Source organism: Rhizobium pantanalense (genome assembly GCF_030182525.1).
In the GTDB taxonomy this organism is placed as follows: Bacteria; Pseudomonadota; Alphaproteobacteria; order Rhizobiales; family Rhizobiaceae; genus Rhizobium.
Genome location: NZ_JAQJCH010000017.1, coordinates 1 through 26,237, shown reverse-complemented (window position 1 = coordinate 26,237; position 26,237 = coordinate 1). Strand labels below are relative to the sequence as shown.

Here is a 26,237-nt window from a genome sequence, read left to right as displayed (position 1 = left end):
CGCGCAGACCTGGAAATCATCCGCAAAATAGCAGTCGAGTCCTTAACAGATCCCTAAATAAAGGAGCCGATGCCGCTTGTGCAGCACCGGCCCCTGGATTTCGCCCTGCAAGCCAAGCAATCAGCTGTGCGCGAAGATATCCGCCTCTTCCCAGCCGAGAAGGTCGAGCTTGGCGCGCGTCGGCAGGAAGGCGAAGCAATCATCCGCATAGTCCATGCGGCCATCGCGCAGCAGGCGTTGCGTCAGCTTTTCCCGTAGCGCATGCAGATAAAGTACGTCGGAGGCGGCATATTCGAGCTGCGCCGGGGACAGCGTTTCCGCCGCCCAGTCTGACGATTGCTGCGCCTTGGAAATATCGACGTCCAACATCTCCTTGAGATTGTCCTTCAGGCCGTGACGGTCGGTATAGGTACGGCAGAGACGCGAGGCGATCTTGGTGCAGAAGACCGGCGTCGTGGTAACGCCGAACGTATGGAACAACACGGCGATATCAAAGCGGCCGTAATGAAAGATCTTCTGATGCGTCGGGTCGGCGAGCATGGCAACGAGATTGGGCGCCTGCTTCTGGCCGGCCGCGATGCGGATGATGTCGGCCGTGCCGTCGCCCGGCGAAAGCTGCACGAGGCAAAGCCGGTCACGGCGCGGAACGAGGCCGAGGGTTTCGGTATCGATGGCAATGGCGCCGGTGTAGCGTGCGGCATCCTCAGTGGAAATATCGCCTTCGTGATAGCGGATGGTGGCAGCCATGAGATTCTCCCGGCTCTGTCCTTCTGAATTCGCTTTTCGTCCGTTCTATAGAACAGATGGGGTGAGAACCATACCGGCGCCTGTCAAAAAGTCGGCGGCGTATTGATCCAGAGCAATATGGTCTCACCATCATGGCGGTTGCGCCAGGAATGATAGCGGCGGCTTTCGAAATAAAGGGAATCACCCGGCAGGAGATCGAAGAATTGGTCGCTGTCGAGCACCAGCTCCAGGCGACCGGCGAGAACGTGAATGAATTCCTCTCCCTCGTGGCGATAAGCGCCTTCGCTCGTCGCACCAGGTGCGAGCACGAAGCGATGGCAATCCATCATCGTCCGTCCTTCGGCAAGAAGCTGGACAGTGACGCCCGGCGTCGTCGCCGGCCAGGAACGCCATTCGCCTGACCGGATGAGTGCGGGAACATCTTCCCGCTCCTCACCAGACAGGCGCGATACCGTCGTGCCATAATAATCCGCGAGGTCGTGCAGCGTCTTGAAGCTGACACCCTGCGAGGTGCGTTCCAGAGTCGAGAGCGTCGACGACGTCATACCGATGTCGCCGGCAACCTGCTCCAGCGTCTTGCCGGCGGCGTGGCGTAGCGAGCGAAGTCTGCGGCCGATATCCGAAGCGGCCAGTTGCTCGCCATTCTCCGATCCGGCGGCACCGCCCTCCTCCATCTCGAGCGCTTCGCGAATCGCCGCCGGATTGAGGCCGCGCTCGGCGCGGAACCAGGAGATACGCTTCAGCCGTGCCACGTCGTCGGCGCTGTACTGGCGGTGCCCGGTCTCGGAGCGGGAGGGGACGACAAGCCCCTGGCTTTCCCACAGGCGCAAGGTGGAGGCCGATACGCCGGCAAGACGCGCCGCTTCCGCCACCTTGTAGCGCACGGGGTAGCGCTCCGGCTCGATGCTGCTCATTTGCCAATATCCCTGATTTTTGTCTTTCGATCCGTTTAGCATGGATGGCGCGGCTTAGCGCGCCTTAAAAGCCGCGTGGCACTCCATGGGAGCCTTTCGCGCGTTCTTGTCACCCGCATAAAATCCCACTTGAAATCTTGCAGGAAAAATGTAGGAGTTTTCTAAATAACTTGCAGAACTTCTGCAAGATAATTCGAAAACGCCTTCCTGGGAGCCACTGCAATGACCCTGACAGAGCGGAAGAACGCCGCCATTTCCCGCGGCATCGGCATGACGACGCAGATTTACGCCGACCGCGCCGAAAACGCCGAGATCTGGGACAAGGAAGGCAGTCGCTATATCGACTTTGCCTCCGGCATCGCCGTGGTGAATACGGGCCATCGCCATCCCCGCGTCATTGCTGCCGTCAAGGAACAGCTCGATCGCTTCACGCATACCTGCCACCAGGTCGTGCCCTATGAGAGCTATGTGCATCTGGCCGAGCGGCTGAACGCGATCGTCCCCGGCGACTTCGCCAAGAAGACGATCTTCGTGACGACGGGCGCAGAAGCGGTCGAAAACGCCGTGAAGATCGCCCGCGCCGCTACCGGCCGTTCCGCCATAATCGCTTTCGGCGGCGGTTTCCATGGCCGTACCTTCATGGGTATGGCGCTGACCGGCAAGGTCGCGCCCTATAAGATCGGCTTCGGCCCGATGCCGGGCGATGTCTTCCATGCGCCCTTCCCGGTACCGCTGCACGGCATCAGCGTCGAGCAGTCGCTGGCGACGCTGAAGAAGCTCTTTGCCGCCGATGTCGATCCGCAGCGCGTGGCCGCCATCATCCTCGAGCCCGTCCAGGGCGAAGGCGGTTTCTATCCGGCGCCGTCAGCCTTCATGAAGGCGCTGCGCGAAATCTGCGACCAGCACGGCATTCTCCTGATAGCCGACGAGGTTCAGACCGGCTTTGCGCGCACCGGCAAGATGTTCGCGATGGATCACCATGAGGTGGCGGCCGATCTTGTCACCATGGCGAAGAGCCTTGCCGGCGGCTTCCCACTCGCCGCCGTCACCGGTCGTGCGGAGATCATGGATGCACCGGCTCCAGGCGGTCTTGGCGGCACCTATGGCGGCAATCCGCTCGGCATCGCCGCAGCCCATGCCGTGCTCGACGTCATCGCCGACGAAGGCCTATGCGACCGCGCCAATCAACTCGGCTCACGCCTGAAACAGCGGCTGGAATCGCTGCGCGACAAGGTGCCGGAGATCGCCGATATCCGCGGTCCCGGCTTCATGAACGCGGTGGAATTCAATGATGCGGCGACCAAGCTGCCGAGTGCGGATTTCGCCAACAAGGTGCGGCTGATCGCGCTCGACAAGGGGCTGATTCTTTTGACCTGCGGCGTCTATGGCAATGTCATCCGGTTCCTGTCGCCGATCACCATTCAGGACGGCGTGTTCAGCGAAGCTCTCGACATTCTCGAGGCATCGCTGATCGAGGCGAGCGCCTCGCATTAACGAAGCCGACCCGCGTAGTTCCCTTATCCGTCCGTGCAGCCTGCCGGGCGAAACCTGTCGGAGTGCATAGCATGTCCTTTACAACAGCAATGACCAAGCATGTTCCCTTCTCTTCGCCCCTCCTGCGCGCCGCCGGCTATATCAACGGCGCCTGGGTGGGCGGCGGGGCGACGAAGACCTTCGATGTCATCAATCCCGCGACAGGCGAAGTGCTTGCCTCGCTGCCGGATATGGGCGCCGCCGAGACGACGGCAGCGATCGATGCCGCCTATAGTGCCCAAGTAGCCTGGGCCGCCCGCCCGGCCAAAGAACGAGCCGCAATCTTACGCAAATGGTTCGACCTCATGATCGCCAATGCCGATGAGCTGGCGACAATCCTGACTGCCGAGATGGGCAAGCCGCTGCCGGAAGCCAGAGGCGAGATCCTCTACGCCGCGTCCTATGTCGAATGGTATGCGGAAGAGGCCAAGCGTATCTATGGCGAAACCATCCCCGCGCCGTCCAACGACAAGCGCATGGTCGTCATCAAGCAGCCGGTCGGCGTCGTCGGCACGATCACGCCCTGGAATTTCCCGGCCGCCATGATCGCCCGGAAGATCGCACCGGCCCTTGCTGTCGGCTGCACCGTCGTCTCGAAGCCGGCCGAGCAGACGCCGCTGACGGCGATCGCGCTGGCCGTTCTCGCCGAAGAAGCAGGCATTCCCCCAGGCGTTCTCAACATCATCGTCGGCCTCGATGGCCCGGCGATCGGCCGCGAGCTTTGCGGCAATGCGAAGGTGCGCAAGATCAGCTTCACGGGCTCGACGGAGGTCGGCCGCATCCTGATGCGCCAGTGCGCCGACCAGATCAAAAAGGTCAGCCTCGAACTCGGCGGCAACGCGCCTTTCATCGTCTTTGATGACGCCGATCTCGATGCCGCCGTCGAAGGCGCCATGGCTTCGAAATATCGCAATGCCGGCCAGACCTGCGTCTGCGCCAACCGCATCTATGTTCAGTCCAACGTTTATGACGCCTTTGCCGCCAAGCTTGCCGCGAAAGTGGGCGAACTTTCCGTGGGTGACGGCTTCAAGCCAGGCGTGACCGTAGGGCCGCTGATCGACGAACAGGGTGTCGCCAAGGCCGAGGATCATGTGCGGGATGCCGTCTCCAAGGGCGCCCGCATTGTGGCGGGCGGGAAGCGCATCGAGGGTGTCGGCACCTTCTTCGCGCCGACGATCCTGACCGGCGTCGACCGGAGCATGAAGGTCGCCCGCGAGGAAACCTTCGGTCCTGTTGCACCGCTTTTCCGCTTCGACGCCGTCGAGGATGTCATTCAGCAGGCGAATGATACCGAATTCGGCCTCGCCGCCTATTTCTTCGCCGGAGACCTGAAAAAGGTCTGGCGCGTGGCGGAAGCGCTGGAATACGGCATGGTCGGCATCAATACCGGCCTGATGTCGTCGGAAACGGCACCCTTCGGCGGCATCAAGCAATCGGGGCTCGGCCGCGAAGGCTCGCGCCACGGCGCCGACGACTATCTGGAAATGAAGTATCTCTGCATCGGCAATCTATAGCCGGCTATCAAGTTGAAGTGATATGAATGCGGCCCTGCCACAGCCGGGCCGCGCTCAACCGATCGGTATAAAAGGCGCCGGTATCGAGATTGAGCCTGAGGCCATTGACTTCGGCCCGCTGGACTGGCGTGTGGCCATGGATGATCAGCTTCGGCAGCGGCTGTGCGCTGTCGTGGAAGCGCGAGCGGATGAAGACCAGGTCGTCGTCCTGCTGGTCGGCAATCGACCGATCCGGATCAATGCCGGCATGGACGAACAGCACCTCTGGCGTATCCAGCATAATAGGCAGTCGGCGCAGGAAATTGACGTGATCATCGGGCAGCCAGGTGCGGATAAACGTGTCGAGCTTCTTCTGCTTGGGATATAATTGCTGAAGGCGAGGGATATCCACGCCATATGAGGCGAGCGTCGCATCACCACCCAGCGCCACCCAATCCTCGAGAGATATCTCGCCATCGACATAGGCGAGCATCGCCATTTCGTGATTGCCGGTGAGGCAGATGCGGTCGAAACCGTTCGGCGGCGGCGCCATGAGGCGGCCAACCACTTGCGCTGACGCCGGACCGCGATCTATGAAGTCGCCCAGCATGATGATGAGCTTTCGACCGGGAAGCCCCGCCGCGTCGGCAAAAATCTTGCGCTCCAGTGCGCTGAGGAGATCGTAACGGCCGTGGACATCCCCGATGACGTAGGTGGGCATGTCGAGATGTTCGAGCCAGTCCCGGCGCCGACGGTGGCCGAAGCCATTGGCCATTTTTTTGCGTATCCTGGATGCCGCCATGAAACTGCCTTTCGAGCGTACGCCCCGGAACGCCTCAACTGTGTCTGCAAAAAGGACTCAAAAGCGACGATTCTTTGCCAGAAAGACGGAAATCATCGCTGATAATGGTTCCGACGGCAGACCTCGGCCAGCGGCACCAACCCGCCTTGCGGCAAAGCGTCCCGAACGGCGCCTTTATGCATGGAGAAAGTTGACAGTGCGTATCCGCAATCTTATCGCGCTGACAACGTTGGTGCGAGAAATTCCCACCGTTCAACCCGAGAAAAACATGGGTGCCGGGCAGCTTCGGCATATTGCCTGCCGGATTGCCGCCGCAAACGACATGCCTCAAACTGGAACGTCCCATTCATGGCGCCTGTAAACTTATCGTGAAATCCTGATGGAACCGACGACAGCGCTCCAACTCTGCCGCTTCCTGCATGACGCATCCCTGATGTTTCTATGGGGCGCCTGTGCCTATCTCTCTCTGTTCGTGCCGAGAGCGCTTGCCGACGCCGTTTGGCGTATGGCTGCAAAACCGCTTTTGCTGATTGTTGCGACTGCGGTTTTAACGGCACTGGCCGCATTGCCGGTAACGACGGCGAATATCGGCAACGGCTGGAGCGATGCGCTCAATGGCGGCATGATGCATGATGTGGTTTTCGAAACCACGGTCGGGATTGCATGGCAGGCACAAGTGCTGGCAGCCATCGTGATGGTTTGCACCTTGCTGTTGCCACAGAGCCGGCGCCGCCATGGGATGGCCCTGGGCGCCGGCCTCGGTCTTGCCTCGCTGTCATTAACCGGGCATGCCTCGATGCTGGAGGGATGGATGCAGCAGGTGCACAGGGCCAATGATATCCTGCATGTGCTTGCCGGCGGCGGCTGGCTGGGGGCGCTGGTGCCGCTGATCCCTATCCTCACGCTTCTCGGACAGCCGGAATGCCGGGCAGAAGCGCAAGTGGCGTTGCGCCGGTTCTCCAATGCCGGTCACGCAGCAGTCGCGCTTGTCATCCTCTCCGGCATCGTCAATACGCTGCTGATCCTGAAACGCCTGCCGATGGACTGGTCCTCGTCCTATCAGAGGCTGCTTGCCATCAAGATCGGGCTGGTCGCCATCATGGCGGTGCTGGCCATCGTCAACCGCTACGTCTTCGTTCCCTGGATCGGCCGCAAGCCGGCTCGCGCGCTGCTGGTCCTCCGGCTTGGAAGCATCGCCGAGATCGTCATCGGCATTGCCGTCATCGGGCTCGTCGCCGTCTTCGGCATGATGGAGCCGGTCTAGAGCCGTTTCGCTTTTCTTCGAATCGCGAAAATGCTCTATCTCCTTGTTTTACGCAATTCCTGACGGAAAACCGCTACGCACTTTTCCTGGAATTGCTCTAACCGCCGAGCGATTTCACGACGGCGCGAACGGCCGCCGGATCTTGCGTCGCCGGCTTGTATTCCAGCCCCACCCTGCCGCGATAGCCTTGGGCGAACAGCCAATCCAGCCGCTCCGCCAGATCGATGTGGCCGGTGCCGGGATCGTTACGGCCGGGATGATCGGCAACATGGAGATGGACGATACGGTCGATGCGATCGCCGACGGCCTCACGCGTATCCTCGCCCATGACAGCCGAATGATAGAGATCGTAGACGATGCCGATTTCCGGGCGGCCGACCTCATCGACGATATCGAGGCCTTCTACGGTCGAGGACAGATAGTAGCCGGCATGGTCTATTTTCGTGTTCAGCGGCTCGAGGCCGAGCCGCACGCCGGACCCTTCGAGAATATTGGCACCGGCGCCGAGGGCAGCGACGATGGCCGCGCGCTGCTCGGCACGGGAAAACTCCGGCAGATCATCGCCGGCCTGCGCGATCAGAACCGGCGCGCCAAGGCGCTGGGCGATAGCAACGGACTCTCGCAACCCCTTCAGCCACGCCTCTTTGTTTACCGGTTTCGTCAGCGCGATCATCGGCTCCGCGACAAGACCGGAAACCACAATGCCGGTCTCGGCGACGGCAGCCGCGATCGCGTCCAGGTCCTTGTTGGTCCAGTGCCAGAATTCGACCGCATCGAACCCCGCGGCATGTGCCAGCCGGACACGATCGGCAAAAGCGTCGCCGTCGCGCGCGAATAACCACTCGATACAAGCCGAAAACTGCCGCATGAGATTCTCCTCCCTCATCGGTGAGGAGCAATGCGCGAGATCGCTCATGGCCGCAAGGTCTCACGAACGATAATGTTGCTGCGGCGGTCGATGCATCGAAGGCTTGATGGCTTCGACATTCATTGCCGATAGCACGCGCATGTCGCGACGGAAATCGGAAGGCGTCATGCCGGCAATGTGACGGAAGGATTTGTTGAAGGCACTGATCGAGCCGAAGCCGCTGTCCATCGCCACCTGCAGCACATTGGCGCCATCCCGCATCAGCATCGCCTGGGCGCGCGACAGGCGCAGCAGGTTCACATATTTGGCCAACGTCATGCCGGTGGATTTCTTGAAAAGGTTCATCGCATATTTCGGGTGGAGATGCGCGGCCTTGGCAATATCGACCGTATCGATGTCGTGCAGGAAATTATCGGCAATGAAGTCGCACATGCGCGCCAGGCTACGCGAGGATTGCGGATGGGCCTGGTCGTTCGTCAGGCTTTCCTGCTTCTCCGGCACCATGCGATAGGGCTCGAAGGCGATGCGCTCCAGGCGCAGGAGAAGTTCCGCGACGGCATGTTCGGCCTTGGCGCCGTCTTCGGACATGACATAACGATGCCACCGGGCGAAATTTTCGTCGTCTGCAGCATCGGTCGCCGAGCTTATCAGCGCCTGCCCGCGAATGAGGCGGCCGGAAATATCGAGCGGCAGCCGCAGGCGGAAAAAATGGACGAGCGGCAGATGCGCGCCCGCATAGATCGAATCCTCCGACAGCTCGTCCAGCTGATGCGGCTGGCCGCCCCAGAAAAGGCAGATCTCGCCGGCTCTCAAAGTAAGCTCGTGATCGCCGATGCGGTAATGCACGGTGCCGCGGACGATGTAGTTGACTTCCACCTGCGCGTGCCAATGCGGCTTTGCCATCGGCAACGGGTGGTTATGAAACATCTGCAGGACGTTTGGGAGCCCTTCGACGCTGCTCGCGCCCGGCTGATAAACCGCCCGTTGACCTACCTTACTTTTCGCCAAGTCGATGTTCCTTTTTTAGGAGACAGAAGCGTACCGACAGCTAGTTTAAGCGTGTTCTCTTGAGGACGGCAATTGAAAAGGGAGGATTTTCAATGCGTTTAAAACTTGCTGGAGCGACGGCCCTTGCTGCCCTGCTCGCTTCCGGTTCTGCCTTTGCTGAGCAAACCACCATTACGGTCTGGAGCTGGAACATCGCCGCATCGGCGCTGAAGTCCACAGTCGAGGGGTTCAACAAGAAATATCCTGACATCAAGGTCGAGGTTCAAGACATCGGCAACCCGCAGGTCTTCGATAAGATGCTGGCCGCTTGCGCCGCCGGTGGCGACGGTCTGCCCGACGTCATGTCGATCGAAAACCACAAGGCTTCGATCTTCTGGAACCGCTTTCCGGACTGCCTGACCGATCTCACGAAGCTCGGCTATAACGACGAGCTGAAGAAGCAGTTCCCGGATTTCAAGCGCGCCGAGCTTGAAGTCGGCGATGCCGCCTACGCGATGCCGTGGGATTCCGGTCCGGTTACCATGTTCTATCGCCGCGACATGTATGAAAAGGCCGGCGTCGATCCGGCAACGATCAAGACCTGGGACGATTTCATTGCCGCCGGCAAGAAGATCTCAGCCGCCAATCCCGGTGTCGTCATGACGCAGGCCGATCTCAATGGCGATAGCGAATGGTTCCGCATGCTCGCCAACGAACAAGGCTGCGGCTATTTTTCGAGTGACAGCCAGAGCATCACCGTCAACCAGCCCGGCTGCGTCAAGGCGCTGGACAAGGTGAAAGAGATCAAGGACGCGGGCCTGATGACCGCGGCAAACTGGAACGAGAAAATTCAGGCGAACACTGCAAGCAAGGTGGCATCGCAGCTCTATGGCGGCTGGTATGAAGGCACCGTCCGCTCCACCTCGCCTGATCTCGCCGGCAAATGGGGCGTCTACCCGATGCCGAGCATGACGGCCGACGGCCCGCACGCGGCCAATCTCGGCGGTTCCTCGCTCGCAATCGCCAGCGGCTCCAAGCACAAAGAGGCTGCCTGGAAATTCCTCGAATACACGCTTGGCACCAATGAGGGCCAGGTGACGATGCTGAAGTCCTTCGGTCTCGTGCCGTCGCTATTGACGGCGGTCAAGGATCCCTTCGTCAACGAACCGCAGCCCTATTGGGGCGGGCAAAAGGTCTGGGCCGATATCCTCGCCACCCTGCCGAAAATCCATCCGAGCCCAGGTACGCAATATTTCAGCGACGCCGATGAGATCATCAAAGCCGTCCAGACGAAATATCTTGCCGGCGGCTATCCAAACGGCAAGGCCGCGCTCGATGATGCGGCACAGCAGATCGCCTCGGCGACGGGCTTGCCGCTTGCGAAATGAGTGACACTGCCGGGCGCGCATCCCAAGCCGCGCCCGGCATCCCCGCCGCCCTCTAGAGCCTGACGTCGCCCGAAAACCGCCTACACTTTTCGGCGTCACGCTCTAGAGGGCGGCGGGGATGCGATGTCACGCATCATTTCCCTGCGCTTAAAGGAGAAGGCTTTCATGCGGTTGCGAAACCGGAGCGCCTATGCGTTCCTTGCACCCTATCTTCTGGTATTCGCCGCTTTCTGGGTTTGGCCGATCATCGATTCGTTCCTGATCTCGTTCCAGAATACCCGGGTTAATCCGTGGACCTTCAACCTGTCGCTAAATTGGGGGCGGCTGTTCGGTGATCCGGCATTCTACAACGCGCTTGAAAATACGCTGATCATTCTGATCGTTCAGGTGCCGGTCATGATCACGCTCGCCACTGTCATGGCGGTGCTGCTGAATTCACCGCTGTTGAAGGCACGTGGCATTTTTCGCTTCGCTTTCTTCGCGCCCGTCGTCGTTGGCGAGGTCGCCTATGCCGCGGTCTTCCGCCTGATGTTCAACGTCGATTTCGGCATCATCAACAAGCTGCTCGGTGGCATCGGCATAGCACCCATATCGTGGTTTGCCGACTCCCATGCCGCCATGGTCCTCATCATCATCGCCGTCACCTGGCGCTGGGCAGGTTATAACGCCATCATCATCCTGTCCGGGCTGCAATCGATCCCCGAGGATGTCTACGAGGCTGCAACCCTCGACCGCGTCAGCCGCTTCAAGCAGTTCATCCACATCACACTGCCGCTCCTGAAGCCGATCATTCTATTCTGCGTGGTCCTGTCCGTCATCGGCACCATGCAGCTCTTCACCGAACCATATCTGATCACCAACAGGGGTGGCCCCGGCGGCGGGACGGAAACGCTCGGCCTGCTGCTCTATCGCCAGGCCTTCCAGTCGACCAACTTCGGCTATGCCTCGGCGATCGCCTATACGATGGCGGCGCTTGCTGTCGCCATCTCTCTTCTCAATCTCTGGGTGGGGCGCGAACCGAAATGAAATCAAAATCCAGATCCACTCTGATCCGCTCGATCGCCTTGCATGGCCTGCTGGCGCCGCTCGCCATCATCTGGCTGTTTCCGCTCTGGATGATGTTCGTCTTCTCGACCATGCCCGATTACGGCATTTTCAGCCCGGGCATCATCCTGACACCGTCGACCGGTTTCATGGACAACTTCCGGAACCTGCAGGCCGACACCAACTTCATCGGCGCGATGACGATCTCCATCGTCGTTGCGGTCGTCTACACCTTCCTGTCCGTCCTGCTGACATCGATGGCCGGATGGGCGCTGGCGCGTTACCAGTTCGCCGGCCGTTCGGGCGTCATCGGCATCATCCTCGGCACAATCACGCTGCCCTACTCCGTCGTCATCATTCCGCAATTCATCATGGTGGCGCGCGATTTCGGGCTGGCGAATACATGGGTTGCGCTGATCGTACCGCCGCTCTTCAATTCGCTCGGCGTGCTGTTCATGCGTCAGGCCTTCTCGATGATGCCAGGCGAGCTCTTTGACGCCGCCCGCGTCGAAGGCGTCAAGGAATGGCAGATCTTCCTGCGCATCGCCCTGCCGCTCGCAAGGCCGACGATGGCGGCACTCGCCATCATCCTGTTTCTGGCCTCCTGGAATAACTACCTATGGCCGCTGCTCATCAACTCCCGGCCGGGGATGATGACCGCACCCGTGGCGCTCGGAACGCTGATCGGCCTCACAAGGGTCTCCTGGGGCGGCATCATGGCCGGTGCCGTAATGCTGACGGCGCCGATCCTCATCATCTTCGTTCTCCTGCAACGCCACTTCATCGCCGGCATTGCCGCCGGCGCAATCAAATAATTCCGGGAGATCCGTATGGCTGAACTTTCTCTCACCAATATCGTCAAACGCTACGGTTCGCTGGAAATCATCCACGGCGCCAATCTCGAGGTGAAGGACGGCGAATTCGTCGTCTTCGTCGGGCCGTCCGGATGTGGCAAGTCGACACTGCTGCGTATGATCGCCGGGCTGGAGGATATTTCCGGCGGCGAGCTCAAGATCGGCGGCCGTATCGTCAATGACGTGGAACCGGCCGATCGTGGCATCGCCATGGTCTTCCAGTCCTATGCCCTCTACCCGCACCTGACCGTCGAGCAGAACCTTAATTTCGGGCTGCGCATGAACGGCAATCCGAAGGCCGACACCGATCGTCGCGTCAAGCAGGCCGCCGAGATCCTGCAGATTACGGAGCTGATGCAGCGTCGGCCGAAGCAGCTTTCCGGCGGTCAGCGCCAGCGCGTCGCCATCGGCCGCGCCATCGTGCGCGAACCGCAGATCTTCCTGTTCGACGAGCCGCTCTCCAACCTCGACGCCGAACTGCGCGTGCAGATGCGCGTCGAAATCTCGCGCCTTCACAAGAAGCTCGGCACGACGATGATCTACGTCACCCACGACCAGACGGAAGCCATGACGCTCGCCGACAAGATCGTCGTGCTGCGCGGCGGCAATATCGAGCAGGTAGGCGCGCCGCTTGACCTTTATGACGACCCGGCCAACCAGTTCGTCGCAGGCTTCGTCGGCTCGCCGAAAATGAACTTCCTGCAGGCTGAGGTGGCTGACAATCAGCAGGGCCGCATCGCCGTCGTGCTCAAGGGCCAGCGCAACATCCGCCTGACGTTGCCCGTTTCCTCGGCAAAGGTGGAAGTCGGCCAGCCGGTGACGCTCGGCGTCCGTCCGGAACATTTCCTCGAAGCGGGGCGCGGCGACGTCGACATGACCGTCGATGTCGATGTCGCTGAGCATCTCGGCAATACCAGCTACATCTACGCCAATATCGAAGGCGGCGAGCAGATCGTCATCGAGCGCGAGGAGTCCCGCAACACGGGCAACCGCGACAAGCTCACCGTGGCGCTTTCGGCCGCCAAGACATTCCTGTTCGACAGCGCTGGCAACCGATTGCGGTAAGCGCTGCCTATTCTCCCAAGACAGCATGCAGATTTAGGAAAGGATCGTTCCATGACCACTGAGACACGAATCCGCTGGGGCATCATCGGCCCCGGCAGGATCGCACAGACTTTTGCCGATGGTATTGCCCATTCCCGCAGCGGCAAGCTGGTGGCGATCGCCAGCCGCAACCCGGACAAGCCGGGTCTCGGCGACGGTTTCCCGGGCGCGCGCATCGTCAATGGCTATGAAGCCCTGCTCGCCGACAAGGAGATCGACGCCGTCTACATCGCCACGCCGCACACCGGCCATGCCGAATGGGCGATCAAGGCGATCCGCGCCGGCAAGCATGTGCTCGTCGAAAAGCCGATCGCGCTTTCGGCCTTCGATGCGGAAGCCATCTACTATGAAGCCAAGAAGGCCGGTGTCTTCGCCGGCGAAGCCTTCATGTATCGCGTCCATCCGCAGACGGCGAAACTGATCGAGCTCGTCAAGAGCGGCGTGATCGGCGACTTGCGCATCATCCGCTCATCCTTTGGTTTCAACATGGGCAAGGTCAATCCGGAACACCGGCTGTTTGCCAATGAGACGGCCGGCGGCGGCATTCTCGATGTCGGCGGCTATCCGGTCTCTATGGCCCGCCTGATCGCCGGTGCGGTCGATGGCAAGCCGTTCCTCGATCCGGAAAAGGTATCGGGCGTCGGCCACCTCGGCCAGACCGGTGTCGACGAATGGGCTTCCGCCGTCCTGAAGTTCCCCAATAGCATCATCGCCGAAGTGTCCTGCTCGATCATGGCGAACCAGGACAACACGCTGCGCATCATCGGCTCCGAAGGCCGTATCGAAGTCAAGGACTTCTGGTTCGCCTCAGGCCACAAGGGCGGCATCGGCAAGATCGACGTCATCAAGGGTGGCGAGACAGAGACGATCGAGGTCAAGGAAGATCGCTGGCTCTATTCTTTCGAGGTCGATGCGGCCGGCGATGCCATCCGCGCCGGAAACAAGGAATTCGCATATCCCGGCATCAGCTGGGTCGATTCGATCGGAAACCTCAAGGTGCTCGACCAATGGCGCACGTCGATCGGCCTGGAATATAGCGTCGAGAAGGCAGCAAAACGGACGCAGAACATCGCCGGCGCGACCGTCACCAAGGGCAACAGCATTCCGAAGCGCAGCATTCCGGGTATCTCAAAGCCGGCATCGATCGTCACGCTCGGCTTCGAATTCTTCCCGAATTTCGCAGCCGCCTCGCTGACGCTCGACGCCTTCTATGAAGCCGGCGGCAATGCCTTCGACACGGCCTACGTCTATGGCGGCGGCAAGACGGAGAGCATCTTCGGCGACTGGCACACCAGCCGCAACGTGCCGCGCGAGGAGATCGTGCTGATCGGCAAGGGTGCGCATTCGCCGCTCTGCTATCCGGATGTGATCGCCAAGCAGCTCGACCAATCCCTCAATCGCCTGAAGACCGACTATGTCGACATCTACTTCATGCATCGCGACAATACCGACGTTCCGGTCGGCGAGTTCGTCGATGCGATGGATGCCGAAGTGAAGGCCGGCCGCATTCGCGGCATCTTCGGCGGCTCAAACTGGACGCGCGCCCGCTTCGACGAGGCGATCGCCTATGCCGAGAAGAACGGCAAGACGGCACCGGCGGCCCTTTCCAACAACTTCTCGCTCGCGGAAATGCTCGACCCGATCTGGGCCGGCTGCATCGCCGCCTCGGACGATGAGTGGAAGGCCTGGCTGAATGCCAAGCAGATCCCGAACTTCGCCTGGTCGAGCCAGGGCCGCGGCTTCTTCACCGACCGCGCCGGCCGCGACAAGCGCGACGATGAGGAACTGGTTCGCGTCTGGTATTCCGACCGCAATTTCGGTCGTCGCGACAGGGCGATCGAACTGGCGCAGAAGCTCGGCCGCAGCCCGATCCATATCGCGCTTGCCTATGTCGTCGCGCAGCCCTTCCCTGTGATACCGCTGATCGGACCGCGCACGATCGCCGAGCTGGAAGACAGCCTCTCGGCGCTCGACATCAAGCTGACGCCGGAACAGGTGAAGTGGCTCGAGGGCTGAAATAGGTCTGGCGCCGTCAAGCAGCGCTGAAACAAAACGCCCATCCGGGAGATCGGATGGGCTTTTTCATGCCTGCCTGAATGACCATCAAACGATCACGCGGCAAAGCCGAATGTCGCCGCATCAGCCCCTTCGAGCCGCAGCAGATAGGCCTTGCGCTCGAGACCGCCGGCGAACCCGCGCAAATCACCGGCCGATCCCACGACACGATGACAGGGTGCGATGATCGAGATCGGGTTGCGGCCGTTGGCGGCGCCGACGGCGCGGATTGCCTTTGCCGAGCCAATCTCGGTCGCGATCTGCCGGTAGCTGCGCGTTTCGCCGAAGGGAATGGCGAGCAGCGCCTGCCAGACCTTCTGTTGGAACTCCGTACCGGCAAAATTGAGCGGCAGATCGAAAGTCCGTCGTTTGCCGGCGAAATATTCGCGCAGCTGCCGCTCGGTCTCCACCAGCACAGGATGGCTGTCATCTTCGGCTACGATCGACAGCGGCACGCGGCCGGGCCGGTCATTGTCCCAGAGGATCGCGGCAAGGCCATCATCACTGCCGACGAGCTTCAAGGCGCCAACGGGCGAGTTCATGATGCGATAGACATACTGCTTTTCCGCATTTTTCTGCGCTTTGGTCATGCCGATATCCTTTCTTTGAATTGCGCTCGTGGCATCGGGCGAGATTGCCTCTGATGGAGCACTTATGTCGCTATTGGACCTCAAATGACGGCTTGCAACCACCCGAAAACGGACGGCAGGCAGGAAAATCCCGCGATTTTCGGATTCATGTGCTCAGCCGCAAGATGACGCAGCCTCTATGCGCACGCTTGGGGAATAGGCTGGAATTGTGTAGAATCGGCGAAGAACAGATCATCCAGCATGCGGAGCCCGATATGACAGTTCGCCCGCCGCGCAATTTCAATCCTTCGCAGACAAACGAGACCGGCCTCGGCATTCTCGAATATGAGATGATGTCGGAACGCGCCAGTACGCTCGGCCATCACGGCATGAAGGTGGAAGCGGCGCTTGCAGCCTTGCAGGAGGGCGAGGCCAAGGGCAAGGAGGGCATCGAGCACGAGCGGCTGGTGGATATCGCCGCGCAAGCCGTCTGGGCCATGTTCATCCATCGCGAGATCTGCGGCCTGCGCAACGGCCGCGATGTCATCCAGCGCTACGGCATTCCGAACAAGGTGCTTGCCCGCCTCGGCGCCAGCCCGAGACATCCCTGAATATCAGGATTTCAAGATCGCCTGGAAACGCGGATCGAAGGCGTGGCCTATCGGCTCTGCCGCCGCACCGCGCGCCACTGCCCAGGGATCGGTCATGCCGAGCTGCAGGCGCGGCAGCAACCGGTCGGGACGATCGGCATTGGAGGGCAAAAGCGGCTGCATGGCGGCCATCAGCCGCGTTGCGAGCGCCGGGGGCGCGCCGCCGCACAGAATCACCGTCTGCGGATCGAAGATGGTTTCGATGAGCTGCACGCTCCAGCGCAGGTCGATCGCCGCCCTTTCGATCCAGGCGAGAATATCGGGATCGTCGGCAGCGGCGCGCTTGTCTATCAGCGAATAGATATCCGGCGCCATCGGATCGACGCTGAGGTGATCGTAGAGCGAAGCCAACGAGGCGCGATGCTCCAGCTGGGTCTGTTTTCCGCCTGATGTCAGCAGCGCCATGCCGATTTCGCCGGCATTGCCATGCGCACCGCTATAAAGCTCGCCGCCGAGGATGAGCCCGGCACCGATACCATAGCCGACATAGAGGCAGACGGCATGGTCAAGGCCATGTGCGGCGCCGACCATGCGTTCGGCGGTCGCGCAGGCGGCGGCGTCATTCTGCAGGGTGACGTTGAGGCCGGTTCCGGCCGAGAGCGTTTCCAGCAGCGGAAAGCGCTGCCAGGCACCCATCATCCAGGGATTGTCGGCATCCTCCTGCTCGATACCGAACGGGCCTGGCATTGCGACACCGAGGCCGACGAGGCGCTTCTCCGACTGAGCCGCGCGCTGCTTCAATTCGCTGCGCACGTCTTCCACGAGCTGCAAGACGACGGGCGTGCCAGTTGCCGGGCCGCCCGCTGGCAGGTTCGCTTCCTTACGAATGAGGACATTGCCGACGAGATCGACGGCAATGGCGCGTGTGATGTGGCGGTCGATCTGCAGGCCGATGGCGAAGGCGCCTTCCGGTACAAGACCATAGGGCGTCGAGGGCTGGCCGCGACCGCGGCGCACCGTTTCCCTCGATGTGACGAGCCCATCGTTTTCCAGCTCCTCCATGATGTTGGAGACGGTCTGTTTCGTCAGGCGGGTGGCGCGGGCGAGATCGGCGCGGGAGAGCGCACCATTCAACCGCAGGGCATCGATGATCACCCGCCGGTTATGGGCGCTGGTGCCTTCGTGGTTCGTTCCGCTGGTAGCCCTGATCGGGCGAATATCGTTCATCCGCTTTTGCCCTCTTGACAGCAATAGAATATTGAAGAACAAATTAGTCAAGACAATTGACTTAAAAGAAACCACAGAGTTTCACCGGGGAACTTAAGCGACGCTCCGATCAATGTTCGGCAGCCAGCCCGGCCAATTGCCTGCTCGACAACCGATGGCGACGTCAGCCGCCAAGGGAAAAATCGCGTGACTGTCAAAAACTGGAGGATGGAATGTTGAAATCATTGAACAAGACATTGCTCGGCGCAGCGCTGATCGGCGTATCCTTCGCCTCGCACGCCTTTGCCGAAACCACGATCAATGCGCTCTTCATGGCGCAGGCTGCCTATAGCGAAGCCGACGTGCGCGCCATGACGGATGCCTTTTCCAAGGCCAATCCCGATATCAAGGTCAATCTCGAATTCGTCCCTTATGAAGGCCTGCACGATAAGACCGTGCTCGCTCAAGGGTCCGGAGGCGGCTACGACGTCGTGCTCTTCGACGTGATCTGGCCGGCCGAATACGCGACCAACAAGGTTCTGGTCGACGTTTCCTCGCGCATCTCCGACGACACGAAGAAGAGCGTGCTGCCGGGTGCCTGGACGACGGTCCAATATGACGGCAAGTACTATGGCATGCCGTGGATCCTCGATACCAAGTACCTGTTCTATAACAAGGACATCCTTGACAAGGCCGGCATCAAGACGCCGCCGAAGACCTGGGACGAACTGAACGAACAGGCGAAAATCATCAAGGACAAGGGTCTTCTGGCAACGCCGATCGCCTGGAGCTGGTCACAGGCCGAAGCCGCAATCTGCGACTACGCCACGCTCGTCAGCGCCTACAAGGGCGACTTCATCAAGGACGGCAAGCCGGACTTCCAGACCGGCGGCGGCCTCGATGCCCTGAAATACATGGTCACCAGCTACAAGTCCGGCCTCACCAACCCGAACTCCAAGGAATTCCTCGAAGAGGACGTCCGCAAGGTCTTCGAAAACGGCGATGCCGCCTTCGCGCTGAACTGGACCTATATGTACAACATGGCAAACGACCCGAAGGACAGCAAGGTCGCGGGTAAGGTCGGCGTCGTGCCAGCACCTGGCGTTGCCGGCAAGAGCGAGGCTTCCGCCGTCAACGGCTCGATGGGCCTCGGCATCACCTCTGCCAGTAAACATCAGGACGAGGCCTGGAAGTACATCTCCTTCATGACCTCGCAGGCAACGCAGAACCAGTATGCCAAGCTCAGCCTGCCGATCTGGGCCTCTTCCTATAGCGATCCGGCCGTGACGAAGGGTCAGGAAGAACTGATCGCGGCCGCAAAGGTCGGCCTAGCCGCCATGTATCCGCGTCCGACGACGCCAAAATATCAGGAACTGTCTACCGCACTTCAGCAGGCGATCCAGGAATCGCTGCTCGGCCAGTCTTCTCCGGAAGACGCACTGAAGTCTGCTGCCGACAATAGCGGTCTCTGATACCCTTATCGGGCGGCGCCAATCGCCGCCCGCCTCTTACCTCCTCCATGAAGAATGAAAGAAGGGGCCCGCCATGTCCGGCACCTCTATGACAACTCGCGCCTGGCTTTTGATGCTGCCGCTGCTTGTGGTGATGATCGCCGTCATCGGCTGGCCTCTCGTCGACACGGTCGGCCTTTCTTTCACCGATGCCAAGCTTGTGGGAACCGGCGGTAATTTCGTCGGCATCGACAATTACGCGAAGATGCTGGCGAATTCCAATTTCCAGCGCACCCTGATTACCACGGCGTGGTTCGCGATCGTCTCCGTTGCCGCCGAAATGGTGCTCGGCGTGCTGGCCGCCCTGCTGCTCAACCAGAATTTTAAAGGTCGCGGCGTGCTGCGCGCGCTGATGATCCTGCCGTGGGCGTTGCCGACCGTCGTCAACGCAACGCTGTGGCGGCTGATCTATAATCCCGAATATGGCGCGCTGAACGCAGCCCTCACCCAGCTTGGCCTCGTCGACGCCTATCGCTCCTGGCTCGGCGAGCCGGGCACGGCACTGACGGCGCTCATCGTTGCCGACTGCTGGAAGAATTTCCCGCTCGTGGCGCTGATTGCGCTCGCCGCCCTGCAGGCCGTGCCGCGCGATATCACCGCCGCCTCGCTGGTCGATGGCGCCGGCCCCTTCAAGCGCTTCCGCTTCGTTATCCTTCCCTATCTTGTGGGACCGCTTATGGTGGCGCTGGTGCTGCGCACCATCGAGGCCTTCAAGGTCTTTGACATCATCTGGGTGATGACACGCGGCGGCCCGGCAAACAGCACGCGCACGCTATCGATCCTCGTCTATCAGGAGGCTTTCTCCTTCCAGCGAGCGGGGTCCGGCGCGTCACTCGCCCTCATCGTCACGCTGCTGGTCACGCTACTTGCCGCGGCCTATGCCGCCCTTGTCCGCAAAACCGCAGGGAGTGCCACCTGATGGAACGCCAAAGCCCGCTCTTCACCTGTTTCATCTATGTCTGCGCCCTCCTCCTCGCCATCGTTATCCTGGCACCGATCGCCTGGCTCTTCATCATGAGCATTTCGCCGGCTGCCGATCTCGCCGCCAAGCCGTTGCGCTGGTGGCCGCAGACGGCGGATTTCTCGCGCTACAAGCTGCTGCTGTCGACGCTGGAAAACAGCGAGGGTGCCGCCTTCACCTCGTCGCTGCGCAACAGCATCGAAGTCGCAGGCATGGCGACCATCGCGGCAATCGCGCTCGCTATCCCTGCCGGCTGGGCCGTGTCGCGCACGCCGTCCGTCGGATGGTCGCTTTCCATGGTCATCGCCACCTATATGCTGCCGCCGGTGGCGCTTGCCGTGCCGCTCTATATGGGCCTTGCCCATCTCGGCATGCTCAACAACGTTTTCGGCCTGGCGCTCGTCTATCTGACGATTCTCGCGCCATTCACGACCTGGCTGATGAAATCCGGCTTCGATTCCATTCCGAAGGAGATCGAAGCGGCTGCCATGATCGATGGCGCCGGGCTGTTCCAGACGCTGCGAATCATCACACTGCCGCTTGCGATGCCCGTGATGGCGACCTCGGCGCTTTTTGCCTTCCTGTTAGCCTGGGATGAATTCTTCTATGCGCTGCTCTTTACCTCGGACCAGCGCGCCAAGACCCTCACTGTCGCCATTGCCGATCTCGCCGGCGGCCGTGTCTCGGATTACGGACTGATCGCGACTGCCGGTGTGCTGGCCGCCCTGCCCCCGGTGCTGATCGGCCTTGTCATGCAACGTGCCCTGATCTCGGGCCTCACCAATGGCGGCGTCAAGGGATGACCATGACCAAAGAGAAAACCCGCCCCGCCGGCCTTGCCGCTATCGACCGCGAAATGGCCCGCCAGCATGCCGATGCACTCGCCTCCTTCGAGGCCGCTGCCGAGATGGCCACCAAGGCCGCTGCCTCGCTGAAACGCACCGGCAGGCTCCTGCTGCTCGGCATGGGCGGTTCCCACGCGGTCAATCGTGCCGTCGAGCCGCTCTATCGCGCCGCCGGCATCGATGCGATCGCCCTGCCGCTTTCCGAACAGCTCGGCCAGCCATTGTCGCTGGATGGCCGTACGATCTTCATGACCTCGCAATCCGGTGAAAGTGCCGAAGTGCTGCGCTGGTTCAACGAGACGGGCGGCACTGCCGAGACTTTCGGCCTGACGCTGGAGGGCAGCTCCTTTCTTGCAAAAAACGCGCTTTCTCTTGTCGGCGCCGGCGGTACCGAGCTTGCCTTTGCGGCAACCCGCAGCCTCACCGTCACCTTCGCGCTGCATCTGGCGATCTTCACCGCCCTCGGGCAGGATCCGGCGCCTGCGCTCGCCGTGCTTCGCGCGCCCGAAGCCCTCGATATCAAGCCGGCGCTTGCGGCCCTCGCCAATGTCGCGACGGTCGTCACCTCGGGCCGCCGGCTGCAGGGCGTTGCCGAGGCCTTGGCGCTCGGCCTCACCGAACTTTCCCGTCGTCCCTGCTTCTCGCTTGAAGGCGGCCAGCTGCGCCATGGTCCGATGGAAATGCTCGGCCCCTCGATCGGCGTCGTCCTCTTCCGCGGCAATGATGCGACGGCCGGCCTCGTGACGGCTATGGCCGTTTCCGCGATCGAAACCGGCGCGCCGGTTATCGTCTTCGATGGTTCCGAAGAAGAGCCGGTTCCCGGCTGTGTCACCCTACGCTTCAAGCCGGAAACCGGCCTTGCCGCCATCTTCCGGATGTTGCCCGTCGCCCAGTCGCTGATGATCACCTTTGCGGACCAGCGGGTGCAGAATGCCGGCACGCCGGTGCGCTCCACCAAGATCACCCGGAGCGAATGAATGAAGCCGCTTGCAGTCATCGGCAACGTCAATATCGACCTGATCCTTGGGCCGGCGGCACCATGGCCTAAGGCCGGCACTGAGATCATCGTCGATCATGACGAGCTGCGTGTCGGCGGCCAGGCGGGCAATAGTGCGCTTGCCTGGGAAGGCCTCGGCGTCGATTACGAGATCGCGGCCAACGTCGGCAGCGATCAGTTCGGGTGCTGGCTCAGCGAAGCCTTTGGCGCGCGCAGCAGCAAATGGCCGGTACGTCCCGAGGGAACGACGCTCTCGGTCGGCATCACGCATCCCGACGGCGAACGCACATTCTTCACGACGCGCGGGCACCTGCCGCGCTTCAATTTCGGCGATGTGCTGACGGTGCTCGACGGCAAACGACTTGCCGGTGGCTATGCGCTGCTCTGTGGCGCCTTCCTCACAGAAGATCTCAAGCGGGATTACGACGCCCTGTTCGACTGGGCCGACAAGCATGGAATCACCGTCGCGCTCGATACCGGTTGGCCGCTCGACGGCTGGACTAAGGAAAATTGCGATGCCACGCGACGCTGGCTTTCCCGCTGCGGCGTGGCGCTGATGAACGAGGTCGAGACGACGACCTTAGCCGACATGGACGATCCCGCTGAAGCCGCCCGCGCACTCCATGCATTGATGCCAGAAGGCGCCATCTTCGTCGTCAAGCGCGGTCCGGATGGTGCGATCGCCATCGATGCCGACGGCAAGCTTGTTTCGGCTACAGCGCCAAAAGTTACGGTGGTCGATACGATCGGCGCCGGCGATGTCTTCAATGCCGGCTTCCTGGCCGCCCTTGTCCGCGGCGAGCCGACTGCAGCCTGCCTTTCGGCCGGGACCGCGGTCGCGTCCCGCGCCATTTCCACTCTGCCGCGCAGCTATGGCCCGGCCAACGCATCCGAGGAGGCCGTTCAATGAGCGCGCTCGAAATCCAGAACATCCGCAAGAGCTACGGCGAAGTGGAGACCCTGAAGGGCATCGATATTTCGCTCCAAAGCGGCGAGTTCCTGGTGCTGCTCGGCTCGTCCGGCTGCGGCAAATCCACGCTTCTGAACATCATTGCCGGCCTTGCCGAGGCGACGAGCGGCGATATCCGCATCGGCGAACGCTCCGTGCTCGGCGTGCATCCGAAGGACCGCGACATTGCCATGGTGTTCCAGTCCTACGCGCTCTACCCGAACCTCTCTGTCCACCGCAACATCGGCTTCGGCCTGGAAATGCGCAAAGTGCCTGCCGCAGATCGCGACAAGGCGGTGCGCGAGGCGGCGAAACTCTTGCAGATCGAAGCGCTGCTCGAACGCAAGCCGAGCCAGCTTTCGGGCGGTCAGCGCCAGCGCGTGGCGATCGGCCGTGCCCTTGTGCGCAAGCCGGAAGTCTTCCTCTTTGACGAGCCGCTCTCCAACCTCGACGCCAAGCTGCGCATGGAGATGCGCACCGAGCTGAAGCGCCTGCACCAGATGCTGAAGACAACCGTCGTCTACGTGACGCACGATCAGATCGAGGCGATGACGCTCGCAACCCGGATCGCCGTGATGCGCGACGGCCGTATCGAACAGCTCGGCACGCCGGATGAGATCTACAATCATCCGGCAACACTCTATGTCGCGACCTTCGTCGGCGCGCCGCCGATGAACCTTTTGAACGCGACTGCCGATCAAGGTTTGCTCCGCATCGACGGAACATCGATCACCCTGCCGATGCCGGCGACAAAAGCCGATATCAGCCCAGGCCAGCAGCTGGTGATCGGCATCCGGCCGGAAACGCTGCGCCTTGAGGAAGGCGGCAAGCTTGAGGCTATCTGCGAGGTCGCGGAACTCACAGGCCCCGAGCTCATCGTGACGGCGCAGGCGGGCTCGCAGCGGCTGATGGCCTGCCTGCCGCCGCGCACCGCGATTGCGGAAGGGCAGACGCTCAAGCTCGCCTTCGATGCCAGCGCGCTACATCTCTTCGATCGCGCAAGCGGCCAGCGCTGCGAGTAGATCTTTCGAATTCAGATAATGGTCGCCGAGGATGGCGCCCGCGATCCCGGAGATGGTGCGATCGGGATTCCTGTCATCATCAGCGTGGAAGGACGCGGCATGGCGCATATCATGCCGATCTGCCCCGATTTCGCCCGACATTCCGCGACGGCTGCCCTCAGGGCCTGGCAGCACCTCATCCTTAAAAAATGATTAAGAAATTCTGCTCAACCCTATAAAAATATTCAATAATTTTTCAATATTTTCGAATCCTGCAATGTACCCGCAATTCTCACCGGCAAAATGACCTGCATCTCCTGACGTTGATCCGCTCCCAAGACGGACAGCATCGGAGAGCAGCAGGAACCGATATCCGGTTCTCCAACGCAAACAGAGACTTGCGAGCCAGGAATGGCGCATGGGTTTCGTATGGAGTTAGCAATGTCGCTCAGCGCAAAATCTATTCTATTCACGGCTCTGGCCATGACGGCCGCGACCAACGCTTCCGCAGCCGATCTCACCACCTATCAAGCCCCGGATGCCGGCTATGACCGGCCGCCGGCCTTCCAGTGGAGCGGCGCTTATTTCGGCGCTCATGGCGGTATCGCCTCGCCTAAGTTCAACCCTTTCGCCAGCGGCAAGGGTCTGACCGGCGGCGTGCAAGCCGGCTACAATTTCCAGGTGGGGCCAGGCATTGTCGGCGCCGAGCTGGAGGGCTCATACCTCGGAAACAACGAGATACGCGTACCGAACGGCAAGGTGGAAGAACGCTTCCGGGGTGCTGCCAAGGCGAAGGCCGGCCTGACCTTCGATCGCACGCTCGTCTATGGCACGGCGGGTCTGACGATGACGAAGTTCGAAGGCGGCAAGGGCGTTTCCACCTCCGGCGGCTGGAAGCAGGGCTATCTTGTCGGCGGCGGCGTCGAACAGGGCTTCGGCGTCGGGCTGTCGGCCAAGATCGAATACAACTACGTCATGACTAACGACGTCTCCACGACGACATCGAGCGGCAAGTCGAAAACCGATCTGCGCGATCACGTCATCAAAGCAGGCCTGAACTATCGCTTCTGATCGCCTATTTGCAGAGGTCGGTACGGCTTTTCAAGCCAGGGCCTACCCGACGGAGAGCGGTGGAGGATGATTGATCAAACCCCGAATCGGTCCCTTCGCCGCTCTTAGTCATGAAAATCAGCCGTTTCATCTGCATGCAATCGAAACCATTCGTAGCCACCACGTGTCGCACGATTGGCGGTCTTGCCGTTGCTCGAAAGTTGACTGACAATGCTGGTGAAGAAGCGCAGCGGAGCAATGACCGCTCCACCGAAGGATCGACGGTATGAGAAACCAAGCCCCATGGTTCCATGTCAAAGCATACGGCTACGGAGCCGACCTGTCTTACCGTTGGCAAGGCTGGATCGCACTTGTTATCTATGCGCTGTTGTTGACGGCCATTATCTTCGTCGGTGGGCCTCACGCGGAGAGTCATCCAATCGGCTACGCCGCGGCGATCATCTTCTCGACTGCAGTGCTGATTTGTGTTGCCTGGTGGAAAAGCGATGCCCCATGGCGTTGGCGATGGGGCAAAATTGACGAACCAGGCCGGGATTGAGGTGATCCCTTGCGAACAGCGGCATCATCACTTCGCTGGATAGTCATGGCTCGTTGAGTGCCGACATCCGTGGTCTGCGAGAATCCTTCGGCGCCTATCGAAGACAGCGGAATGACAAGCGCCCCGGAGATGTCGAGCCAGCCTGCGTCTGGATCACCTCTCCCTCTTCCAATCGTGATATTATCGGCAAATTGCGCGCGAATTGGTACTGTAAATATCAAGCCATGGCGGCCGAGATGACGAACTGCCTTTCAGACCTTGGAGCCAAGCAGCCAGCGGGACTTATTCGCACTCGAGCAAAGGCTGGCGGAAGCTCGTCACATACCAATCGGAGCCGGAGCCTCGGGTATAGAATGTGTAGAAACATTCCGTATGCTCGACGTAGCCAGGCGTTTCGGTGACTTCATAACGCTTGCCGCGACGCGTATCCCGGATTTCGCCGCTGGATTGGCCTGCCACTACCTGCGTCTTCTGCTTGCGCCACTGATAGGCGCGCGCGCCGGGGCCGAGATCATAGACATTATCCGGCGGACCGTAGTCCAGCATCACGCTGCTGATCGGCGCCCCGATATAGCTCTTCATGATCTGTGAAGCGCAGGCCGACAGGATCAGCAGGACCGTAAGCGCGGCAATTTCGCGATAGAGCCGCTTCATGCGAGTGGCAATCATCAGAACGTCCTTTGCAACTGAAGGGAGATTGCGGACAGGGGTACGTCTCATGGATTACGGCAGCATTGCGCTCTGCGGCATCAGCCGCAATCTTTTCGGGATCGGAATTGCGCTGTTCTCAGCGCGCGCTTTGCTGGATCGCGTCTTGTCGTTCTGGTTGCGGGGTAGCTGGGCGCTAAAGCAGCGCGATGCTCGTGCCGGTGCCGGAGCAATGCTGCATTCTGGAATCTGAAGAGTAAGAGACACGCTGAGCTAGGATTGCCATCGAAGAAGAAGT

At 61.0% G+C, this 26,237-nt stretch carries 28 protein-coding genes; 20 read left to right on the top strand and 8 right to left on the bottom strand.

The features are described from left to right. Positions 1–120: 120 nt before the first annotated feature. Both PH558_RS31175 and PH558_RS31170 read right to left on the bottom strand, forming a co-directional pair. Positions 121–747, bottom strand: coding sequence for a ribonuclease D (locus tag PH558_RS31175; protein ID WP_095433486.1), 627 nt, complete (start codon positions 745–747; stop codon positions 121–123). A gap of 83 nt (positions 748–830) precedes the next feature. After that, entirely contained in the window at positions 831–1,661 is an 831-nt protein-coding gene (locus PH558_RS31170; RefSeq protein WP_113410202.1) for a MerR family transcriptional regulator, read from the bottom strand. Between the two features lie 222 nt (positions 1,662–1,883). Between PH558_RS31170 and PH558_RS31165 the strand changes: the two genes are divergently transcribed. Together PH558_RS31165 and PH558_RS31160 are read left to right on the top strand one after the other, a co-directional pair. Further along, on the top strand, positions 1,884–3,155 hold the full coding sequence (locus PH558_RS31165) for a 4-aminobutyrate--2-oxoglutarate transaminase (protein ID WP_113410201.1): 1,272 nt from the start codon (positions 1,884–1,886) through the stop codon (positions 3,153–3,155). 71 nt (positions 3,156–3,226) lie between these two features. Beyond that, positions 3,227–4,708, top strand: coding sequence for an NAD-dependent succinate-semialdehyde dehydrogenase (locus PH558_RS31160; RefSeq protein WP_285208192.1), 1,482 nt, complete (start codon positions 3,227–3,229; stop codon positions 4,706–4,708). A gap of 7 nt (positions 4,709–4,715) precedes the next feature. On the opposite strand, the gene PH558_RS31155 is transcribed toward PH558_RS31160, so the two are convergent. After that, positions 4,716–5,489, bottom strand: a complete 774-nt coding sequence (locus PH558_RS31155; RefSeq protein WP_483314215.1) for a metallophosphoesterase family protein — start codon at positions 5,487–5,489, stop codon at positions 4,716–4,718. On the opposite strand from PH558_RS31155, the gene PH558_RS31150 reads away from it, so the two are divergent. Continuing rightward, complete coding sequence (locus PH558_RS31150; RefSeq protein ID WP_162751523.1) at positions 5,488–5,850, top strand: hypothetical protein; 363 nt, start codon at positions 5,488–5,490, stop codon at positions 5,848–5,850. The two genes, PH558_RS31155 and PH558_RS31150, sit on opposite strands and share 2 nt — an antisense overlap. Before the next feature lie 18 nt (positions 5,851–5,868). Beyond that, positions 5,869–6,753: a copper homeostasis membrane protein CopD gene (gene copD / locus PH558_RS31145; RefSeq protein ID WP_113410199.1), complete on the top strand. Its 885-nt coding sequence runs from the start codon at positions 5,869–5,871 to the stop codon at positions 6,751–6,753. Between the two features lie 97 nt (positions 6,754–6,850). Here the strand turns inward: copD and PH558_RS31140 are convergent, their stop codons facing one another. Both PH558_RS31140 and PH558_RS31135 read right to left on the bottom strand, forming a co-directional pair. Further along, complete coding sequence (locus tag PH558_RS31140; protein ID WP_285208191.1) at positions 6,851–7,621, bottom strand: TIM barrel protein; 771 nt, start codon at positions 7,619–7,621, stop codon at positions 6,851–6,853. Between the two features lie 60 nt (positions 7,622–7,681). After that, a complete protein-coding gene (locus PH558_RS31135; protein WP_244575294.1) occupies positions 7,682–8,635 on the bottom strand; it encodes a helix-turn-helix domain-containing protein in 954 nt (317 codons plus the stop codon). An 86-nt stretch (positions 8,636–8,721) separates the two neighbouring features. Here PH558_RS31135 and PH558_RS31130 point away from each other — a divergent pair, with 86 nt between their 5' ends. The 5 genes from PH558_RS31130 to PH558_RS31110 all read left to right on the top strand — a co-directional run bounded on the left by PH558_RS31130 (position 8,722) and on the right by PH558_RS31110 (position 15,014). Then, on the top strand, positions 8,722–9,996 hold the full coding sequence (locus PH558_RS31130; protein ID WP_069615354.1) for an ABC transporter substrate-binding protein: 1,275 nt from the start codon (positions 8,722–8,724) through the stop codon (positions 9,994–9,996). A 165-nt stretch (positions 9,997–10,161) separates the two neighbouring features. Continuing rightward, complete coding sequence (locus PH558_RS31125; protein ID WP_095436111.1) at positions 10,162–11,022, top strand: carbohydrate ABC transporter permease; 861 nt, start codon at positions 10,162–10,164, stop codon at positions 11,020–11,022. Then, entirely contained in the window at positions 11,019–11,855 is an 837-nt protein-coding gene (locus tag PH558_RS31120) for a carbohydrate ABC transporter permease (protein ID WP_095433478.1), read from the top strand. Before PH558_RS31125 ends, PH558_RS31120 begins: the two co-directional genes overlap by 4 nt. Positions 11,856–11,870: 15 nt before the next feature. Beyond that, entirely contained in the window at positions 11,871–12,959 is a 1,089-nt protein-coding gene (locus PH558_RS31115) for an ABC transporter ATP-binding protein (RefSeq protein WP_112722951.1), read from the top strand. A 51-nt stretch (positions 12,960–13,010) separates the two neighbouring features. Continuing rightward, the gene (locus PH558_RS31110) at positions 13,011–15,014 is read left to right on the top strand and encodes an aldo/keto reductase (RefSeq protein WP_285208190.1); all 2,004 of its coding nucleotides are present in this window, start codon (positions 13,011–13,013) and stop codon (positions 15,012–15,014) included. A gap of 95 nt (positions 15,015–15,109) precedes the next feature. Here PH558_RS31110 and PH558_RS31105 read toward each other — a convergent pair whose 3' ends face one another. Further along, positions 15,110–15,643, bottom strand: coding sequence for a methylated-DNA--[protein]-cysteine S-methyltransferase (locus tag PH558_RS31105; protein WP_113410196.1), 534 nt, complete (start codon positions 15,641–15,643; stop codon positions 15,110–15,112). A 254-nt stretch (positions 15,644–15,897) separates the two neighbouring features. Here PH558_RS31105 and PH558_RS31100 point away from each other — a divergent pair, with 254 nt between their 5' ends. Further along, positions 15,898–16,233 carry a DUF6665 family protein gene (locus tag PH558_RS31100; RefSeq protein ID WP_112722954.1) on the top strand — a complete coding sequence of 112 codons (336 nt, stop codon included), beginning with the start codon at positions 15,898–15,900 and terminating at the stop codon, positions 16,231–16,233. A 3-nt stretch (positions 16,234–16,236) separates the two neighbouring features. Here PH558_RS31100 and PH558_RS31095 read toward each other — a convergent pair whose 3' ends face one another. Then, positions 16,237–17,439 (bottom strand): ROK family transcriptional regulator, encoded by a 1,203-nt coding sequence (locus tag PH558_RS31095; RefSeq protein WP_285208189.1) that lies wholly within the window; start codon positions 17,437–17,439, stop codon positions 16,237–16,239. A gap of 212 nt (positions 17,440–17,651) precedes the next feature. On the opposite strand from PH558_RS31095, the gene PH558_RS31090 reads away from it, so the two are divergent. The 9 genes from PH558_RS31090 to PH558_RS31050 all read left to right on the top strand — a co-directional run bounded on the left by PH558_RS31090 (position 17,652) and on the right by PH558_RS31050 (position 25,291). Then, a complete protein-coding gene (locus PH558_RS31090) occupies positions 17,652–18,890 on the top strand; it encodes an extracellular solute-binding protein (RefSeq protein ID WP_113410194.1) in 1,239 nt (412 codons plus the stop codon). A gap of 73 nt (positions 18,891–18,963) precedes the next feature. Next, positions 18,964–19,848, top strand: a complete 885-nt coding sequence (locus PH558_RS31085; protein WP_095433471.1) for a carbohydrate ABC transporter permease — start codon at positions 18,964–18,966, stop codon at positions 19,846–19,848. Next, complete coding sequence (locus tag PH558_RS31080; RefSeq protein WP_095433470.1) at positions 19,848–20,693, top strand: carbohydrate ABC transporter permease; 846 nt, start codon at positions 19,848–19,850, stop codon at positions 20,691–20,693. The genes PH558_RS31085 and PH558_RS31080 overlap by 1 nt, the downstream gene beginning before the upstream one ends. Next, positions 20,690–21,712: an SIS domain-containing protein gene (locus tag PH558_RS31075; protein ID WP_285208188.1), complete on the top strand. Its 1,023-nt coding sequence runs from the start codon at positions 20,690–20,692 to the stop codon at positions 21,710–21,712. The genes PH558_RS31080 and PH558_RS31075 overlap by 4 nt, the downstream gene beginning before the upstream one ends. After that, positions 21,713–22,642 (top strand): PfkB family carbohydrate kinase, encoded by a 930-nt coding sequence (locus tag PH558_RS31070; protein ID WP_285208187.1) that lies wholly within the window; start codon positions 21,713–21,715, stop codon positions 22,640–22,642. It abuts the gene before it with no gap. Next, on the top strand, positions 22,639–23,703 hold the full coding sequence (locus PH558_RS31065) for an ABC transporter ATP-binding protein (protein ID WP_285208186.1): 1,065 nt from the start codon (positions 22,639–22,641) through the stop codon (positions 23,701–23,703). The genes PH558_RS31070 and PH558_RS31065 overlap by 4 nt, the downstream gene beginning before the upstream one ends. 18 nt (positions 23,704–23,721) lie before the next feature. Then, positions 23,722–23,895 (top strand): hypothetical protein, encoded by a 174-nt coding sequence (locus tag PH558_RS31060; RefSeq protein ID WP_285208185.1) that lies wholly within the window; start codon positions 23,722–23,724, stop codon positions 23,893–23,895. Positions 23,896–24,123: 228 nt separating this feature from the next. After that, complete coding sequence (locus PH558_RS31055; protein WP_285208184.1) at positions 24,124–24,753, top strand: outer membrane protein; 630 nt, start codon at positions 24,124–24,126, stop codon at positions 24,751–24,753. Positions 24,754–25,018: 265 nt separating this feature from the next. Beyond that, positions 25,019–25,291 (top strand): hypothetical protein, encoded by a 273-nt coding sequence (locus PH558_RS31050; RefSeq protein ID WP_285208183.1) that lies wholly within the window; start codon positions 25,019–25,021, stop codon positions 25,289–25,291. A 282-nt stretch (positions 25,292–25,573) separates the two neighbouring features. Here PH558_RS31050 and PH558_RS31045 read toward each other — a convergent pair whose 3' ends face one another. Further along, positions 25,574–25,945 (bottom strand): hypothetical protein, encoded by a 372-nt coding sequence (locus PH558_RS31045; protein ID WP_483314216.1) that lies wholly within the window; start codon positions 25,943–25,945, stop codon positions 25,574–25,576. 64 nt (positions 25,946–26,009) lie between these two features. Between PH558_RS31045 and PH558_RS31040 the strand changes: the two genes are divergently transcribed. Then, positions 26,010–26,192 (top strand): hypothetical protein, encoded by a 183-nt coding sequence (locus PH558_RS31040; RefSeq protein WP_285208181.1) that lies wholly within the window; start codon positions 26,010–26,012, stop codon positions 26,190–26,192. Positions 26,193–26,237 lie beyond the last annotated feature (45 nt).

Bases quoted from the DNA above. Each gene is read 5' to 3' on its own strand.
- PH558_RS31175 (WP_095433486.1), bottom strand. From the start codon at position 747: ATGGCTGCCACCATCCGCTATCACGAAGGCGATATTTCCACTGAGGAT.
- PH558_RS31170 (WP_113410202.1), bottom strand. From the start codon at position 1,661: ATGAGCAGCATCGAGCCGGAGCGCTACCCCGTGCGCTACAAGGTGGCG.
- PH558_RS31165 (WP_113410201.1), top strand. From the start codon at position 1,884: ATGACCCTGACAGAGCGGAAGAACGCCGCCATTTCCCGCGGCATCGGC.
- PH558_RS31160 (WP_285208192.1), top strand. From the start codon at position 3,227: ATGTCCTTTACAACAGCAATGACCAAGCATGTTCCCTTCTCTTCGCCC.
- PH558_RS31150 (WP_162751523.1), top strand. From the start codon at position 5,488: ATGAAACTGCCTTTCGAGCGTACGCCCCGGAACGCCTCAACTGTGTCT.
- PH558_RS31155 (WP_483314215.1), bottom strand. From the start codon at position 5,489: ATGGCGGCATCCAGGATACGCAAAAAAATGGCCAATGGCTTCGGCCAC.
- copD (WP_113410199.1), top strand. From the start codon at position 5,869: ATGGAACCGACGACAGCGCTCCAACTCTGCCGCTTCCTGCATGACGCA.
- PH558_RS31140 (WP_285208191.1), bottom strand. From the start codon at position 7,621: ATGCGGCAGTTTTCGGCTTGTATCGAGTGGTTATTCGCGCGCGACGGC.
- PH558_RS31130 (WP_069615354.1), top strand. From the start codon at position 8,722: ATGCGTTTAAAACTTGCTGGAGCGACGGCCCTTGCTGCCCTGCTCGCT.
- PH558_RS31125 (WP_095436111.1), top strand. From the start codon at position 10,162: ATGCGGTTGCGAAACCGGAGCGCCTATGCGTTCCTTGCACCCTATCTT.
- PH558_RS31120 (WP_095433478.1), top strand. From the start codon at position 11,019: ATGAAATCAAAATCCAGATCCACTCTGATCCGCTCGATCGCCTTGCAT.
- PH558_RS31115 (WP_112722951.1), top strand. From the start codon at position 11,871: ATGGCTGAACTTTCTCTCACCAATATCGTCAAACGCTACGGTTCGCTG.
- PH558_RS31110 (WP_285208190.1), top strand. From the start codon at position 13,011: ATGACCACTGAGACACGAATCCGCTGGGGCATCATCGGCCCCGGCAGG.
- PH558_RS31105 (WP_113410196.1), bottom strand. From the start codon at position 15,643: ATGACCAAAGCGCAGAAAAATGCGGAAAAGCAGTATGTCTATCGCATC.
- PH558_RS31100 (WP_112722954.1), top strand. From the start codon at position 15,898: ATGACAGTTCGCCCGCCGCGCAATTTCAATCCTTCGCAGACAAACGAG.
- PH558_RS31095 (WP_285208189.1), bottom strand. From the start codon at position 17,439: ATGAACGATATTCGCCCGATCAGGGCTACCAGCGGAACGAACCACGAA.
- PH558_RS31090 (WP_113410194.1), top strand. From the start codon at position 17,652: ATGTTGAAATCATTGAACAAGACATTGCTCGGCGCAGCGCTGATCGGC.
- PH558_RS31085 (WP_095433471.1), top strand. From the start codon at position 18,964: ATGTCCGGCACCTCTATGACAACTCGCGCCTGGCTTTTGATGCTGCCG.
- PH558_RS31080 (WP_095433470.1), top strand. From the start codon at position 19,848: ATGGAACGCCAAAGCCCGCTCTTCACCTGTTTCATCTATGTCTGCGCC.
- PH558_RS31075 (WP_285208188.1), top strand. From the start codon at position 20,690: ATGACCATGACCAAAGAGAAAACCCGCCCCGCCGGCCTTGCCGCTATC.
- PH558_RS31070 (WP_285208187.1), top strand. From the start codon at position 21,713: ATGAAGCCGCTTGCAGTCATCGGCAACGTCAATATCGACCTGATCCTT.
- PH558_RS31065 (WP_285208186.1), top strand. From the start codon at position 22,639: ATGAGCGCGCTCGAAATCCAGAACATCCGCAAGAGCTACGGCGAAGTG.
- PH558_RS31060 (WP_285208185.1), top strand. From the start codon at position 23,722: ATGGTCGCCGAGGATGGCGCCCGCGATCCCGGAGATGGTGCGATCGGG.
- PH558_RS31055 (WP_285208184.1), top strand. From the start codon at position 24,124: ATGTCGCTCAGCGCAAAATCTATTCTATTCACGGCTCTGGCCATGACG.
- PH558_RS31050 (WP_285208183.1), top strand. From the start codon at position 25,019: ATGAGAAACCAAGCCCCATGGTTCCATGTCAAAGCATACGGCTACGGA.
- PH558_RS31045 (WP_483314216.1), bottom strand. From the start codon at position 25,945: ATGAAGCGGCTCTATCGCGAAATTGCCGCGCTTACGGTCCTGCTGATC.
- PH558_RS31040 (WP_285208181.1), top strand. From the start codon at position 26,010: ATGGATTACGGCAGCATTGCGCTCTGCGGCATCAGCCGCAATCTTTTC.